Here is a 15,386-nt window from a genome sequence, read left to right as displayed (position 1 = left end):
ACTAATTGACTGTCCTATTAATTTATATCGTTATTTTTTAAACGGTATATCTATAACATCAAAATCTTTGACAACTTTAACATCGCTAAATACTTGTTTTGCTTGTTTTTCTAGTTCATTAGCCATTTTGCCAGTATAACGTGCTGAAATGTGATTTAACAACAACTTACCAACTTGAGCTTCACTAGCTAATTTTGCGGCTTGAATATTAGTAGAATGATAATAATTACGTGCTAATTTATTTTCGCCTTTAGCAAAAGTACTTTCATGAACTAAAACATCGGCATCTCTTGCCAATTTAAGGGCATTATTATTTTGTCTAGTATCACCTAAAATAGCAACAATTCGGCCTTTTTGGGCTTTACCGATATAATTTTTTCCGTCAATCACTCGGCCATCATCTAAAGTAACGGTCTCACCATTTTTAATTTTTCCATAAACCGGACCTGCTGGAACCTGATCAGCTTTGAGTTTATCAACCATTAATTCTCCCGGATGATCATGTTCAATCACTCGATATCCATAACTTTGAATTTTATGATCCAATGGTTCTAAATACACACTAAACTTATTATCTTCAAATATTTTTCCAGATTGTCCCTTTTCAAATTCATGGAAGTTAATTTTATAGCCTAATCGACTTTCAGAAACCCGAATACTAGTATTCACAAAATCTCTAATTCCTTTAGGTCCATAGATATCTAAAGGATCATTACCACCTTGAAATGAGCGGCTACTCAACAAACCAGGCAAACCAAAGATATGATCACCATGTAAATGAGTAATAAATATTTTATTGATCTTTCTAGGGCGGATATTAGATCTTAGAATTTGATGTTGGGTACCTTCTCCAACGTCAAATAGCCAAACTGCATTTATTTCATCTAATAAACGTAAGGCTAAACTTGAAACATTTCGAAACTTACCTGGAGATCCGGCTCCAGTACCTAAAAATTCAATTTGCATTAGTTATTTTTCCTTATACTTTATATCAAAATTAATTTATCCATAATTTAGAATTACTTTTCAATTGTAGCATAAATTAGATACAATAAATAAGGAGGATTTCAAATGAACCTAAGTGAGTTTAAGCAAGCAAGCGCAGAATTACCTGCCACCTTGCGAATTTTATTACCAAATAATGATTACCTCATACCGGTAAATGGTCTACAAGAAGAAAGTGCCGGAATTGTTTTAATTTCTAATTCCAATAAGCCAGCAATGAACTTGCAACATTTTCTTCAAGCTAGTAATACATACGATCATTCACTGGCTTTATTAACCAACAACCAAAAAATAGTTTTTGGTTTTCGCGTAATTGATCATGCCATCATTTTATATTAATTCTAGGGGGAATAATTATGAAAATAAAAAAACTAGTTGTTATGGGAATCTTATTAAGCTCTATAGGGGGATTATCGGGTTGTAAAAAACAATCAGCCCAGATTAGCGATCATGTTAAAGAAAATCAAACCACTAAAGCAGCAAGTACCCCAAAGCAAAAAGTAAATTCAAATAACACAAATAATAAGACTATCCAAAATTCCAATGCAACCTCTAGTTCTAGCGATCATATTAGTAATAAACCAAAATCATTTCAATACAAAATCCCTAAAATCGACATTGCCAATAAGAATTACGTAAAAAGTGGACCTTTAGTTAAGAAGAAACAGTTCAGTTACGATGAATTCGGAACCAAAACCGAGGTAAGCAAAATAAATAATCGTCGCCACCAAGCCATTAAAAATGGTAAATTAGAATATAAAATTTTAAATGCTAAATTAATGAATAATACCGTCACTTCCGACAAAGCTAAAGATGCCGTTAAAACCACCTTCAATTTAAATGCAGTTAATAATCACTATCAAACAATTATTATTAATTACCAAATTACTAATCAGCATTCTCAAAGTATTAATTTGAATGGTGTTCAACGACTATCTTATGGTTCTACTAATATTATGAATAATTACTTATTAGATTCCGGGGCAGGACATACTATCTTACCTAAGACCACCCAAAAATTCACGATTGCTGCTTTTATTTTACCCAATACCAAATCGGCATCAATATTAAACTTATTTACCGGAAACACTTATTCTCAAAATGGACGTATTATTGACCGAGCCTCTAAAAAACCGCTTAAGATTACCATATAAATAAAAAGCGTTGAGATTATAATCTCAACGCTTTTTATTTATATAATTACTAATTTGGGTCGCCACTAAATGTGTATAATTAATCGTCCCCAACTTATTAAGATGTAGTTGGTCTTTTAAAAACCAATTAGCATGGGACGCACTTGTCGTATGCCAATCAATTATGTGTACATTTTTATGTTGCTCAGCAATTTGATTAATTGAAGCATTCAATCGATTTTCATTGCTTTTATTAGGTAAATGGTAATTAACCCAAAAAATAGTTTGATCTTTACCAATATATTGAACCAATTGTTCCATTTGGTTTTTAGAACATGCTTTACTATTACCTAAATCTACTAAAACAATTCCTGATAAATGTTGTTCAACTCTCAAATGCTGTAGTTCAGTTTTAATTTTAGTCATTTGATAATCAATTGAAGCCGAAATATAGACCTTTTGAAAAACATTTTGTAAATCCGTTCCGTTATTAACTAGAATTGAATCGCCAATGGCCGTAATCGGAATTTCAGCAACATTTAAATATTGTTGTTTAGTAAGACCATACTTTCTTGCTTCCATAAATTGTGACACAGTTAATTTTCTATCACTAGTAATTTTAGTTTGTTGTTGATTAGTAAGTGCTAAAATATTGCGTGAATTTAGTGTGTTCTGCTGTTTATTTAAAGCTAATTTTAAATTATTTTTATATTCATAATTAGGTACTCTTATCGTCATCCCATAATTACAAATTACAAATATTAAAACAGTTAACAAAATCCATAAAAACTTCAATTTATGCTTATTATCAAATTTTAAAATATTTTTTGCCAACTGTTTTAATTGATAATATCGAATTTTACGCAATGGATTTTCAATACATCGGTAAGATATTTCACTAACTATCGCTATTAATATCAATATAATTAAAGATGAAATTACAGGATGGACAGCATAATCTTTAACTCGACTTTCATAAAACACAATAATCGGTAGTTGATAAAGAAAAATTCCATAACTCCTAGTCCCTAACCAAGTAAAAATCGGATTAGTTAACCAACGGTTAATATTAGATCCGGGATGAACACAGGTCGCAATTAAGGCAGTAGCTAAAACACTCATTAAAAACATTAAGCCATGATATACGGACGCACTCTGCCCATTTACATTAAATAATAAGCCAATCATTAACCCTAGTGAAATTATGCCAATCCAGTTCAGCAACCACCTAGATCCATTAGTAATTTTTGTTTTTAAATGAGTTGATGGCCAAACAATTGCTAATAATGATCCTAATACTATAGAGAACAATCTAGTATCGGTTCCCAAATATACTCGATCAATTGTACTAGTTCCAGAATAAAGCATTCCCATTAATACTGCTGATCCAATGCTAATTCCCAACAACAATGTACTGATCACTCGTTTATTTTTTATAACCACAACTAGTCCAGTTAACAATATGGGCCAGATTAAGTAATACTGGCCAATTACTGATAGTGACCACAAATCACTAAAAGGAGAGGTAAGTTTCAAGCTAAAATAATTTTGACTATGTCCAATCCCCCACCAATTATTTAAAAATGCTAAGTTAGTAAAAATAGCTGATTTTAAATTAACTAAGAAGTTTTTCTGAAATAACGTTATGTAGGCACCAGTAGTTATCAACATAACTACTAATGCTGGATACAACCTTTTAAATCTTCTAAAGTAAAATCCAGTAAAATATATTTTACCGTTTTGTTCCCATTCTTGAATTAACAGATCGGTAATTAAATAACCAGCTAGCGCAAAAAATATCGTAATTCCCATATATCCACCCGCTATTCGGTTAGGGAACAGACGATAGGCGACTAAACTAATTACCGATAATGCTCTAATACCATTAAATCCAGTAATATAGCGATTGTTTTTTAAACGTTTGCCACTTCCAGAGTGACTTACATCATAAACGATATCACCATCCCCTTTATGTCACGCTATAAAAAGTAATTAATCAACAAACGTAAAGCTGAAATCTAAGATAGCTACAGTATCACCATCTTTTGCCCCAGCCTTGCGTAATGCATCATCGATTCCCATACCTTTCATTTGACGAGCAAAGCGTAACATACTTTGATCATGGGTAGTATCAGTCATCTTGAATAGTTTTTCAATCTTATCACCACTAATAATCCACATATTATATTCTTGGTCATAATCAATTGAGAAGTCAGGAGTATTACTATCCTCGTATTCATAATTAACATTATCATCATCACTACCAAATTGGACAAATGATGGGGTTTCTTCTAATAAAGTAGCGGTCTGTCTAATTAATTCGTTTAGTCCTTGATGTGTAACTGATGAAATTGGCATTACTAAAGGTAGTTCTTGACCATCTGGTAAATTAGCTTGAAGTTTTTCTTTAAACTCGGCTAATTTTTCTTCGGCTCCTGGAAGGTCCATCTTACTTGGAACAATAATTTGTGGTCTTAGTAATAAATCGGGATCATACTCGCCCAATTCATTATTTATAGTTACATAGTCTTCATAAGGATCACTTTCATCAATTCCAGACATGTCGATTAAATGTAAAATTACTCGAGTACGTTCAACGTGACGTAAAAATTGAATTCCTAAACCGACCCCTTGAGAAGCTCCTTCGATTAGTCCAGGTAAATCAGCCATAACAAAATCACGACCATCATCTAATCTAACCATCCCTAAATTGGGAACTAATGTTGTAAAGTGATATTCAGCAATTTTAGGTTTAGCACTAGTAGTTGCTGATAGTAAAGTTGATTTTCCTGCTGAGGGATAACCAACTAATCCAACATCCGCTAAAACTCTTAATTCTAATTGAATATCTAATTCTTCTCCAGGTTCTCCATTTTCAGCAATTTCCGGAGCTGGATTATTGGGACTAGCAAAATGGATGTTACCGCGGCCACCGCGGCCACCTTTGGCGATAACTAATTCATCATCTACATCGACTAAATCACCTAAAGACTTCCCAGTATTTTGGTCAATAATAGTGGTTCCTTCAGGCACGGGAATAATTAGGTCTTCAGCTCCCCGACCAGTCATTGATTTATTACCACCATTACCACCATTAGCAGCCTTAAATTTACGATGATATCTAAAATCCATCAAGGTGCTCATTCCTGAATCCACTTTAAAGATAATGTTACCACCACGACCACCATCACCACCGGCGGGGCCACCGTTTGGAACATACTTTTCGCGTCTAAATGCTACCATTCCATTTCCACCGTTTCCGGCTTTAACATGAATCTTCACTTGATCAACAAACATATTATTTCTCCATATTTAAATTCTCTAATTATTATTAATTTTATTTATAATTTAAGCATCACATTTTAAAGTATACCTAGATATTAGATATAGGTCAAAGCAAACTGAAAAAGAAGACTAAATAATAATTACCTAGTCTTCTTTTGCTGTTCTTCTTCAACTTTGTTTAATGAAAATTTTATAGTCTTAGCAACCTTATCCGATATTCCTAGTTCTTTAATATCTTGAGTACTAGCCTCAGAAATATGTTTCAAGGAACCGAAATTCTTTAGTAACTTATTTCTAGTTTTAGGTCCGACTCCTGGAATACCATCTAATCTTGAACTAAGCGAATTTTTGTTATGAACTTTTCGATGAAAAGTAATAGCAAATCGATGAACTTCATCTTGAATCCTTTGTAATAAGTAAAATCCTTGACTCTTAGGATCTAAGATTAATCTGGTATCATCTTCACCAAATAATAAGTCCGCCGTTTGATGGTGATCATTCTTTACCATTCCACCAACAGGTATTTCCAAACCTAATTCATTTTCTAAAACATCTTTAGCCGCATCCATTTGGATTTTTCCACCATCCATCAAAATTAGATCAGGCAATTCCGCATGTTCTTTTAACAGCCTAGTGTATCTTCTACGAATAACTTCTTTAGTACTCTCCACTTCATCTGCATGGTTAATGACCGTAGTTAATTTATATTTTCGGTATAAATTTTTATTGGGTTGGCCATCCACAAACACTACCATTGCTGAAACGGGGTCGACCCCTTGGATATGGGAATGATCAAACGCTTCAATTTTATGGACGGGAGCAATATTCATGGCATCCGTAAGTTCCTTCATGGCGCCTGTAGTTTTTTGTTCATCTAGCTCTAGTAATCTAAACTTTTCATCTAAAACCAGCTTAGCATTCTTACCCGCCATTTCTAATAAGTCCCGTTTTTGTCCTCGCTTGGGAACTCGTACCGGAACTTCTTCCACTAGATCACTTAAAATATCCGTTGGAATAGATTCTGGAACTAAAATTTCTTTGGGTAATAATTGATTTTTTTGTTTATAAAATTGCGTAATAAAGCTGACCATCTCTTCTTGTGCATCATTAATAATCGGAAATACTCGTTTTTCGCGTTTCATTAATCTAGCTTGGCGAATAAAGAATATTTGAATTGACAACCATCCTTTATCCACATAGAAATTAAATATATCACGTGGGGTATTATCATTTGAAATGATTTTTTGTTTCTCTACCGTCATTTCAATGTATTTAATTTGATCACGAATTTCAGCAGCTCGTTCAAATTCCATTTTGCTTGCTGATAACTGCATTCGTTTGATAAGCATTTTTTTGGCACTTGCCACATTACCGTTTAAAAATGATTTTATTTTCTTAATTTGCTTATCATATTCTTCTTTAGGAACTTCTTTAAAACAGGCTCCTAAGCATTGTCCCATATGATAATAAAGACATGGACGATTTTGAAATCCATTACATCTTCTCAAAGGATAGACCTTTTGCAAGAAGTTAATGGTTTCCTCAGCAGCATAAACATTAGGATATGGGCCAAAATAATATCCCCCATCCTTTTTTAAGGTATTAACAATTTTTAATTGGGGATCGCGTTCATTGGTGATCTTAATATAGGGATATCCCCCATTACCTTGTTTTAGTTTAATATTAAAGTAAGGTCGATGCTTTTGGATTAACGTAATTTCTAATAAGAAAGCTTCTTTATCCGTCGAAGTAATGATAGTCTCAAAATCGACAATTTCAGAAACTAATCGAGCAGTTTTACCTACATGGCTACTTTTAAAATAAGAGCGGACACGATTCTTTAAATTTTTAGCTTTGCCCACATAAATAATTTTTCCATTAATATTTTTCATCAAATAGCAACCCGGTAAATCTGGTAATAGAGTTAACTTATGTTCAATATGTTCTGATGCCAATTTTACACCTCATTTACTAATTAAATATTAGAAATTATACACCGAATATACGTTCGTTTCAAACTATGTTAAAATATAACCAATAACTCAATCTAAGTTATTATAACACTCATCAACGGAGGAATAATAATCCATGGCACTTAAGATTAATCGTAAAGATGATTTGGATGCAATGTTTGGAAAGTTTTCAGATATGGACATTGATGATCCAAAACGTGATAAATTTTTAAAGCATTCTAAAAAAGCTACTGTCAAAGAAAAAACTCAAAGTAATAAAGATAAGGCTATTGAAGAATAAAAAAATCGTTGCGAATTCGCAACGATTTTTTTATTTCGTAATATTATCAATCCAGTCCCATACTTGATCCTTACCCGATTTAGTTAAAGAAGAAAACATAATTAGTTTATCTTCTCCACTTAGATCTAGAGTCTTTTTAATTAGACTTTCTTGTTTGTTCCATTTTCCTTTAGCAATCTTATCCATCTTGGTAGCTACCACTAAAGTTGGAATTTCATAATACTTAAGCCACTCATGCATTTGAACATCATCATCACTAGGTGCATGACGACCATCTACTAGAGTAATAACTCCCTTTAATTGATCACGAGATGATAAGTAGGTTTCAATCATTTGTCCCCACTTTTCTCGTTCACTTCTAGAAACTTTTGCGTAACCATAACCAGGAACATCAACAAAATAAAGTTGATCTTCAATGTTATAGAAATTTAAAGTCTGAGTCTTACCAGGTTGACTTGAAGTTCTAGCAAAGCTTCTACGATTAATTAATGTATTAGTTAATGATGATTTACCTACATTAGATCGACCAACTAAAGCAATTTCTGGCCATTTAGTTTTAGGATATTGTTTTGGATCAACTGCACTAATTGTTAAATCTACGTTATGAACGTCCATCTAATTCTCCTCAATAAATAAAAAAACCTCATGCCTTTATTAAAAGGACATCAAGGATTTTTTATTAAATACCTTTTAATACCAATTTTGGATCTTTATGATCAGTAACTGTTTCAGGAGTAATAATAACCTTTTCTACATCATCCCTACTTGGTAACTCGAACATAATATTTTGCATGACATCTTCAATAATAGATCTTAATCCACGAGCCCCTGTATTTCTAGAAATTGCTAAATTAGCCATTTCTTTTAGTGCTTTAGGCATAAATTCTAATTCGACACCATCTAATGATAATAATTTAGTATATTGCTTAACTAATGCATTTCTAGGTTCAGTCAAAATTCTAACTAGATCGTCTTCAGTTAACTTGTCTAAAGCCGTTAAAATTGGAAGTCGTCCAATAAATTCAGGAATTAAACCAAACTTAAGTAAATCTTCTGGAATAACTGCTTGCATAATATTATTATCATTTAATTCTGGAGCTTTATCCGAGTTAGTTCCAAATCCAATTACTTTATCACCCAAACGATTTTTAACAATTCGTTCAATTCCATCAAATGCTCCACCAACTATAAATAAGATATTGGTGGTATCAATTTGAATTAATTCTTGTTGAGGGTGTTTTCGACCACCTTGAGGCGGCACACTAGCAATTGTACCTTCTAGGATTTTTAATAAAGCTTGTTGAACCCCTTCACCAGAAACATCTCGAGTAATCGAAACATTTTCGGATTTTTTAGCTATTTTATCAATTTCATCAATGTAAATAATTCCTCGTTGAGCACGTTCAACATCAAAATCTGCACTTTGAAGTAATTTCAATAAAATATTTTCAACATCTTCACCAACATACCCTGCTTCAGTAAGTGTAGTTGCATCAGCAATCGCAAACGGCACATTAAGGGTCTTAGCAAGTGTTTGAGCTAAATAGGTTTTACCAGATCCAGTAGGCCCAATTAAACATATGTTACTTTTTTGTAATTCTAGATCATCTTCTTCCATATGATCCATCTCATTAATTCGTTTATAGTGATTATAAACAGCAACTGATAAAGTACGTTTGGCATTTGACTGACCGATAACGTATCCATCTAATGCTTTCATCAATTCTGCAGGAGTTGGTACCTCTAAAGGATCAACATTTGCATTTTGATTAACACTTAATTCTTCATCGATTATTTCTTTGCATAAATCGATACATTCATTACAAATATATACACCGGGACCAGCAACAATTTTCTTTACTTGATCTTGTGTTTTACCACAAAATGAACAAGTGATTGGTCCGTTAGTTTCATCATCATCAAACACTATGATTTCCTCCTCGATTACTACTAGAATTGAATAATAAGCAAGTCACCTACTATAATTTTTTCTATTACATAATCGTATTACTTTAGCACAATCAATTAAATTATTCAAATGAGTAAAAAGACCCGTTTAAAAACGGATCTTTTTTTAATGATTATTTAGTTAGCTTTTTTAGCATCTTGTTTTGCTGAATCAACGATTAAATCAACTGCATTCTTAATTGCAATATCATGTTTTAGCATATCATCAGTTAATGCATTACGTACGGCAGTTTCTTCCATACCATATTGTTGAGCTAATTCTTTTACTTCGTTAGTAACATCTTCTTCAGAAGGTTTGATATCTTCTGCATCAACAATTGCTTCAAGAACTAAGTTAGTTTTAACTCGACGTTCTGCATCATCAGCAAATTGTTTCTTCAAATCATCTGGATTAGTACCAGTTAATTGGAAGTACATGTCTGGGTTAATACCTTGTTGTTGCATTCCAGCAAGATATTGATCCATTTGGCGTTGAATATCTTCATCAATCATTGATTGAGGAACTTCTTTAATTTCAGCATTATCAACTGCTTCAGTTAAAGCTGCATCTTCAATTGCATCATGAGCTTCTGATTTTTTAGTTTCTTTGATTTGTTCTTTAGTCTTGTTTTTTAATTCTTCAAGTGAGTCAACATCTTCGTCAACATCCTTAGCGAATTCGTCATCAAGTTCTGGTAATTCTTTACCTTTAACTTCATGAATAGCAACTTTGAATGTAGCTTCTTTACCAGCTAATTCTTCTGCTTGATAGTCATCTGGAAATGTAACTACAACGTCAACATCATCACCAGCTTTGTGACCAACTAATTGATCTTCAAAGCCAGGGATAAATGAATTTGAGCCTAATTCTAATGAATAGTTATCAGCTTTTCCACCATCAAATTGTTTACCATCTAAGTAACCATCAAAATCGATAACTACAGTATCGCCATTTTCAGCTGCACTATCTTTAAGAACTAATTCAGCTTGTTGTTGACGTAATTGTTCAAGTTTTTCATCGATATCTTTTTGATATACTCGTGTATTTTGCTTAGGAACACTTAATCCTTTATATTCACCAAGTTTTACTTCTGGTTTTACAGTAACGATAGCTTTAATAACCCAAGCTTTTCCTTTTTCCATTGATTCAACGTTAATTTCAGGTTGAGCAACGGGATCAATTGAAGCTTCACTAACAGCTGCTGAATATGCATCAGGTAAAAGAATATTTAATGCATCTTGGTACAATGCTTCTTCACCATACATTTTTTCAAATACTTGACGAGAAACTTTACCTTTACGGAAACCAGGTACAGTAATATTCTTTTTAACCTTTTGGAAAGCTTGATTTAAACTTTCACTAATTTTATCAGTGTCAATTTCGAATGTTAATTCTCCATCATTGACACCTTTCTTTTCCCATTTTGCAGACATTTTTTTCCCTCCGAGACGAAAAGATATTTTTACAATTCTTCATTGCATAACACTAATAGTTTACCGTAAGCTAAGACAAATGTAAATTGTTTCCTGAATATTAAAGCAAATAAAAAAAGCCAATCGAATAAATTCGATTAGCTTTTTTATGAAATAAACTAAAAAATTAGTCTAAGATTTCACCAACAACACCGGCACCAACAGTGTGACCACCTTCACGGATGGTAAATTTAGTACCTTTTTCAATGGCAACTGGTTTACTCATTTCAACGTTAAATTCAACGTTATCACCAGGCATAACCATTTCAACGCCTTCTGGTAATTCAATTACACCAGTAACGTCAGTTGTGTGGAAGTAGAATTGAGGACGGTAGTTTGAGAAGAATGGAGTGTGACGTCCACCTTCATCTTTAGATAAGATATAAACTTGTCCACTGAATTTTTCGTGAGTTTGGATTGAACCTGGAGCAGCAAGTACTTGTCCACGAACAACTTGGTCACGATCAACACCACGAAGAAGTACACCAACGTTATCGCCGGCTTGACCTTCGTCAAGTGTTTTACGGAACATTTCCAAACCAGTAACAGTAGTTTTCAATACGTCTTCAACTAAACCAACGATTTCAACTTCGTCACCAACTTTAACAACACCACGGTCAATACGACCAGATGCAACAGTACCACGACCAGTGATAGTAAATACATCTTCAACAGGCATCATAAATGGTTTGCTTTCGTCACGTTCTGGAGTTGGGATGTAATCATCAACAATATCCATTAAGTTAAGAATAACTTTTTCTTGTTCTTCGTCACCTTCAAGAGCTTTAAGAGCTGAACCACGAACAACTGGAATATCATCTCCAGGGTATTCGTATTGTGAAAGTAATTCACGAACTTCCATTTCAACTAAGTCAGTTAATTCATCATCATCAACTAAATCAGTTTTGTTTAAGAATACAACGATGTAGTCAACACCAACTTGGTGAGCAAGTAAGATATGTTCACGAGTTTGTGGCATAGGACCATCAGTTGCGGCAACAACTAAAATAGCACCATCCATTTGTGCGGCACCAGTGATCATGTTTTTGATGTAATCAGCATGTCCTGGGGCATCAATATGTGCATAGTGACGGTTTTCAGTTTCGTATTCAACGTGGGCAGTGTTGATAGTTATACCACGTTCACGTTCTTCTGGAGCTGCATCGATATCAGCATAATCTTCAGCTTTAGCTAAACCTTTAGAAGCTAAAACTTTAGTAATAGCTGCAGTTAAAGTAGTTTTCCCGTGATCAATATGGCCAATAGTACCGATATTAACGTGGGGCTTTGTTCTTTCATAATGTTCTTTTGCCATTAATGAAACCTCCTGTTATTTAAAAGAATTGATATGAACAATTCATAGAATTCTTATTTTCCATTATACAACATCTTCAATAAAACAAAAAGTCCAATCCGTCTTTATGAAGAATCCTTAAATATTATATCTATTGTTTATTTGTTTGTAAATAAAATATTTTCTATATTAGTAAATTAATTAAAAAAATTAAATTCCATTTCATTGATACGACTGATTTTATTTAAAATAGTATCTTGATCTGGCGATATGTTAAAATTTGTCTCTCCATATAATTTTTCTAAACATGCATCTAGCCAAATTATTGGTTCATTTAAAATATCATCAATTTTTGGAAACATTAACATAATTTGGAAGTTCAATTCCATCATTATCTGTTGATATTTAATAGGATCATCATTTCCAAAACGATTATAAATCATGTCAGCTGTCTTAAGATAGTTAGAATTTTGAAATGGATCACTTAAGTCAGCTAAATTAACCTCAATATTTTTATCAATATATAATAATTCAATTTTTTCCGAAATATTTGAATTCATTAATTGTAATAAAATACTAGTTTTATAAAATTGATTTAAATACGCATCTTTTAAACTAACTTTGGCAGCCGTTAAATAATTAGCTGCTGGTAATTTTAAAGCCGATTCTAAAATTTGACTTTTTTGATCATTAGAAAACATCGATATGTGGGCCAGCTGTTTTTCTAATTCAACTAACTTATTATCCTTTTGATAATCTAACTCCGCCTTTTGAATTATTTTTTTAAACGTTAAATTATTTTGACTATATTCACGAGCCACCATGAATTTTTTTTGATCAAGATAATAATTTATAATTTTACTTTTTAAACTATCGTCTTTTTGATATGCATCCTTAAATTCATTAATATAAATTTCAACTTCTGTTGATCTATTTAAATTAAGTAAAGATTTTATAATCAATTTATTTAGTTCCAAGCTTGGTTGATCCTCATATAAAAGTTGAAATTTATCAAATGCTGCTTGGTAATCTTCTTTTTGATAGTCCTCCATTGCATTTTTAAAAACTAATTCATCGGCATGCTTTTTAAATTTCATTATTCCTCCCAGAAGGCAAATAAAAACAGTCAATCAAAATGATTAACCGTTTTTACATTATTTTTTAGATTTATTAGAGCGCTTATGATGTTGGTTAACTTCCATAATAACCGGCAAGATTACTGGGCGACGTTTAGTTTGTTCGTATAAGAAATCATTTAAACTTTCGCGAACGTCTTGCTTGAGATTACCCCAATCAAATTCTTTATTATCTAAATTATTTTGAACTGCATTTTCAATAATTTCAGATGCTTCTTGCATTAAGTCTTTATTAGCCTTTACATAAACAAATCCACGAGAAGTTAATTTAGGACTAGCAATGATTTTTTTCTTTTTACGATCAATAGTAATAACCGCTACAAAGATTCCATCTTCGGATAATACTTTACGATCACGTAAAACAATATTTCCAATATCACCAATTCCAATTCCATCGATCATAGTATCAGCAACCGGAACACTATCTGTAATAGTCATTTCATTTTCAGAAATAGAAATAACATCACCTTTATTAGGAATTAAAATTTGTTCATTACTTAATCCAACTTCTTTAGCTAAATTATAATGAGAATCTAATAAACGATACTCTCCTTGTACCGGAATTAGATATTTAGGATGCAATATATTTAATAGTAATTGTAAATCGCTTTGACTAGCATCACCAGATGAATTCATTTCATCGGAAATCATTCTAACTTCAGCACCAGCTCGATAAACTAAATCTCTAGTCTTAGCTAAGGTTGTTTCCATACCAGTTGAAGGGGTAGTAGTAATAAAGACTAAATCATTTTTATCAATATTAATATCGCTTTGTTCTTTATTAGCCATTCTTTGAATTGCTTTAATTGGTTCACCCATGCGACCAGTTTGAACAATTACGGTTTTTTCAGGATCAATTTCATTTAATTCATTAAGAGTTTCAATTAATAAATCATCCTTAGGTAAGGTTAATTCATTTAATTTCATAGCAGTTCTGACAATTTTTTCTAAATCATGACCTGCTAAGTAAACTCTGCGGTCAGTAGCTGCAGCTGCATTAAAGACTTGTTGCATTCTAATAATGTTAGAAGCCACACTACCGACAATAATACGGCTATGGTGATAATTAAAGGTATCGTAAATATAATCACCAATTGTCTTCTCAGTTACACTGGGTGCAGGATTTTCTGCATTGCTAGAATCACTTAGTAATGCTAATACCCCTTCAGTTCCCAATTGAGTTAGTTGACCATAGTCAGTTTGATATTCTTTTTTAGCTGTTTGGTCAAACTTGAAATCACCAGTATAAGCAATAATTCCATCACTAGTATGAATTGCAATTCCCATTGATCCAGGAATTGAATGTGTAGTTTTGAAAAATGTAATTTTAATTCCATTTCCAAAATCAATTTCACTACTTGGTTTAATTATATGAAAATCATCATAATCTTTTAAAGCATCATTTCCAGCAATACCAATTTTAGCTAATTCAATTGTCATTTCTGAACCAAATACTGGTACATTAATGTCTCTTAAGAAGTAAGGAAGTGCTCCAAGAGCATCAGCATGCCCATGAGTTAAAAATACTCCAACAATTCGATCCTTATTTTCTAATAAATAGCTAAAATCTGGAATTACTACATCGATTCCTAGTAATTCATTTTCGGGATATTTTAATCCACAATCTAGAATATAAATTTCACTGTTAATTTCCACAGCATACATATTTTTACCATTTTCGCGGACACCGCCAAAGGCAATAACTTTGATTTCGTTATTCATATTTCACCTCAAAATTAAATTTAGTTTCTTTATTTAACGTTCGTTTTTAGCTTCTTATAGTGTACCATACTTTACAAAGCAAACTAAATAATTCATTTAAAATGAAAATAAAAAAAGCTTACCAAAATGGTAAGCTTC

General features: G+C 32.3%; 13 protein-coding genes. 3 read left to right on the top strand and 10 right to left on the bottom strand.

Going from position 1 to position 15,386, the window contains the following annotated elements; genetic code table 11:
- Positions 1–30: 30 nt before the first annotated feature.
- A complete protein-coding gene (gene rnz, locus LHL71_RS02080) occupies positions 31–966 on the bottom strand; it encodes a ribonuclease Z (protein WP_227361383.1) in 936 nt (311 codons plus the stop codon).
- A 105-nt stretch (positions 967–1,071) separates the two neighbouring features.
- Between rnz and LHL71_RS02075 the strand changes: the two genes are divergently transcribed.
- On the top strand, positions 1,072–1,344 hold the full coding sequence (locus LHL71_RS02075) for a hypothetical protein (RefSeq protein WP_227361382.1): 273 nt from the start codon (positions 1,072–1,074) through the stop codon (positions 1,342–1,344).
- A 17-nt stretch (positions 1,345–1,361) separates the two neighbouring features.
- On the top strand, positions 1,362–2,159 hold the full coding sequence (locus LHL71_RS02070) for a hypothetical protein (RefSeq protein WP_227361381.1): 798 nt from the start codon (positions 1,362–1,364) through the stop codon (positions 2,157–2,159).
- 24 nt (positions 2,160–2,183) lie between these two features.
- On the opposite strand, the gene LHL71_RS02065 is transcribed toward LHL71_RS02070, so the two are convergent.
- The 3 genes from LHL71_RS02065 to uvrC form a co-directional block, all read right to left on the bottom strand.
- Positions 2,184–3,980: an acyltransferase family protein gene (locus LHL71_RS02065; RefSeq protein ID WP_347339036.1), complete on the bottom strand. Its 1,797-nt coding sequence runs from the start codon at positions 3,978–3,980 to the stop codon at positions 2,184–2,186.
- A gap of 150 nt (positions 3,981–4,130) precedes the next feature.
- Complete coding sequence (gene obgE / locus LHL71_RS02060; RefSeq protein WP_227361379.1) at positions 4,131–5,435, bottom strand: GTPase ObgE; 1,305 nt, start codon at positions 5,433–5,435, stop codon at positions 4,131–4,133.
- A 128-nt stretch (positions 5,436–5,563) separates the two neighbouring features.
- Complete coding sequence (gene uvrC, locus LHL71_RS02055) at positions 5,564–7,378, bottom strand: excinuclease ABC subunit UvrC (protein WP_227361378.1); 1,815 nt, start codon at positions 7,376–7,378, stop codon at positions 5,564–5,566.
- Positions 7,379–7,511: 133 nt separating this feature from the next.
- On the opposite strand from uvrC, the gene LHL71_RS02050 reads away from it, so the two are divergent.
- Entirely contained in the window at positions 7,512–7,676 is a 165-nt protein-coding gene (locus LHL71_RS02050) for an SPJ_0845 family protein (protein ID WP_227361377.1), read from the top strand.
- A gap of 30 nt (positions 7,677–7,706) precedes the next feature.
- On the opposite strand, the gene yihA is transcribed toward LHL71_RS02050, so the two are convergent.
- From yihA to LHL71_RS02020, 6 genes are all read right to left on the bottom strand, one after another.
- Positions 7,707–8,291 carry a ribosome biogenesis GTP-binding protein YihA/YsxC gene (gene yihA / locus LHL71_RS02045; RefSeq protein WP_227361376.1) on the bottom strand — a complete coding sequence of 195 codons (585 nt, stop codon included), beginning with the start codon at positions 8,289–8,291 and terminating at the stop codon, positions 7,707–7,709.
- Between the two features lie 64 nt (positions 8,292–8,355).
- On the bottom strand, positions 8,356–9,603 hold the full coding sequence (clpX, locus tag LHL71_RS02040) for an ATP-dependent Clp protease ATP-binding subunit ClpX (RefSeq protein ID WP_227361375.1): 1,248 nt from the start codon (positions 9,601–9,603) through the stop codon (positions 8,356–8,358).
- A 158-nt stretch (positions 9,604–9,761) separates the two neighbouring features.
- Complete coding sequence (gene tig / locus LHL71_RS02035; RefSeq protein ID WP_227361374.1) at positions 9,762–11,057, bottom strand: trigger factor; 1,296 nt, start codon at positions 11,055–11,057, stop codon at positions 9,762–9,764.
- A 166-nt stretch (positions 11,058–11,223) separates the two neighbouring features.
- Positions 11,224–12,411, bottom strand: coding sequence for an elongation factor Tu (gene tuf, locus LHL71_RS02030; protein WP_227361373.1), 1,188 nt, complete (start codon positions 12,409–12,411; stop codon positions 11,224–11,226).
- A gap of 176 nt (positions 12,412–12,587) precedes the next feature.
- Positions 12,588–13,487: a hypothetical protein gene (locus LHL71_RS02025; RefSeq protein WP_227361372.1), complete on the bottom strand. Its 900-nt coding sequence runs from the start codon at positions 13,485–13,487 to the stop codon at positions 12,588–12,590.
- A gap of 57 nt (positions 13,488–13,544) precedes the next feature.
- Positions 13,545–15,248: a ribonuclease J gene (locus LHL71_RS02020; RefSeq protein ID WP_227361371.1), complete on the bottom strand. Its 1,704-nt coding sequence runs from the start codon at positions 15,246–15,248 to the stop codon at positions 13,545–13,547.
- Positions 15,249–15,386 lie beyond the last annotated feature (138 nt).

This window comes from Lentilactobacillus laojiaonis (assembly GCF_020616595.1).
Lineage (GTDB): Bacteria > Bacillota > Bacilli > Lactobacillales > Lactobacillaceae > Lentilactobacillus > Lentilactobacillus laojiaonis.
Note: the sequence above shows the minus strand (reverse complement) of the source record. Positions and strands in the feature narration are given on the sequence as shown.

Coding starts and splice junctions, on each gene's coding strand:
- LHL71_RS02050 (WP_227361377.1), top strand. CDS start 7,512: ATGGCACTTAAGATTAATCGTAAAGATGATTTGGATGCAATGTTTGGA.
- tuf (WP_227361373.1), bottom strand. CDS start 12,411: ATGGCAAAAGAACATTATGAAAGAACAAAGCCCCACGTTAATATCGGT.
- LHL71_RS02070 (WP_227361381.1), top strand. CDS start 1,362: ATGAAAATAAAAAAACTAGTTGTTATGGGAATCTTATTAAGCTCTATA.
- LHL71_RS02075 (WP_227361382.1), top strand. CDS start 1,072: ATGAACCTAAGTGAGTTTAAGCAAGCAAGCGCAGAATTACCTGCCACC.
- tig (WP_227361374.1), bottom strand. CDS start 11,057: ATGTCTGCAAAATGGGAAAAGAAAGGTGTCAATGATGGAGAATTAACA.
- LHL71_RS02025 (WP_227361372.1), bottom strand. CDS start 13,487: ATGAAATTTAAAAAGCATGCCGATGAATTAGTTTTTAAAAATGCAATG.
- yihA (WP_227361376.1), bottom strand. CDS start 8,291: ATGGACGTTCATAACGTAGATTTAACAATTAGTGCAGTTGATCCAAAA.
- LHL71_RS02020 (WP_227361371.1), bottom strand. CDS start 15,248: ATGAATAACGAAATCAAAGTTATTGCCTTTGGCGGTGTCCGCGAAAAT.
- rnz (WP_227361383.1), bottom strand. CDS start 966: ATGCAAATTGAATTTTTAGGTACTGGAGCCGGATCTCCAGGTAAGTTT.
- obgE (WP_227361379.1), bottom strand. CDS start 5,435: ATGTTTGTTGATCAAGTGAAGATTCATGTTAAAGCCGGAAACGGTGGA.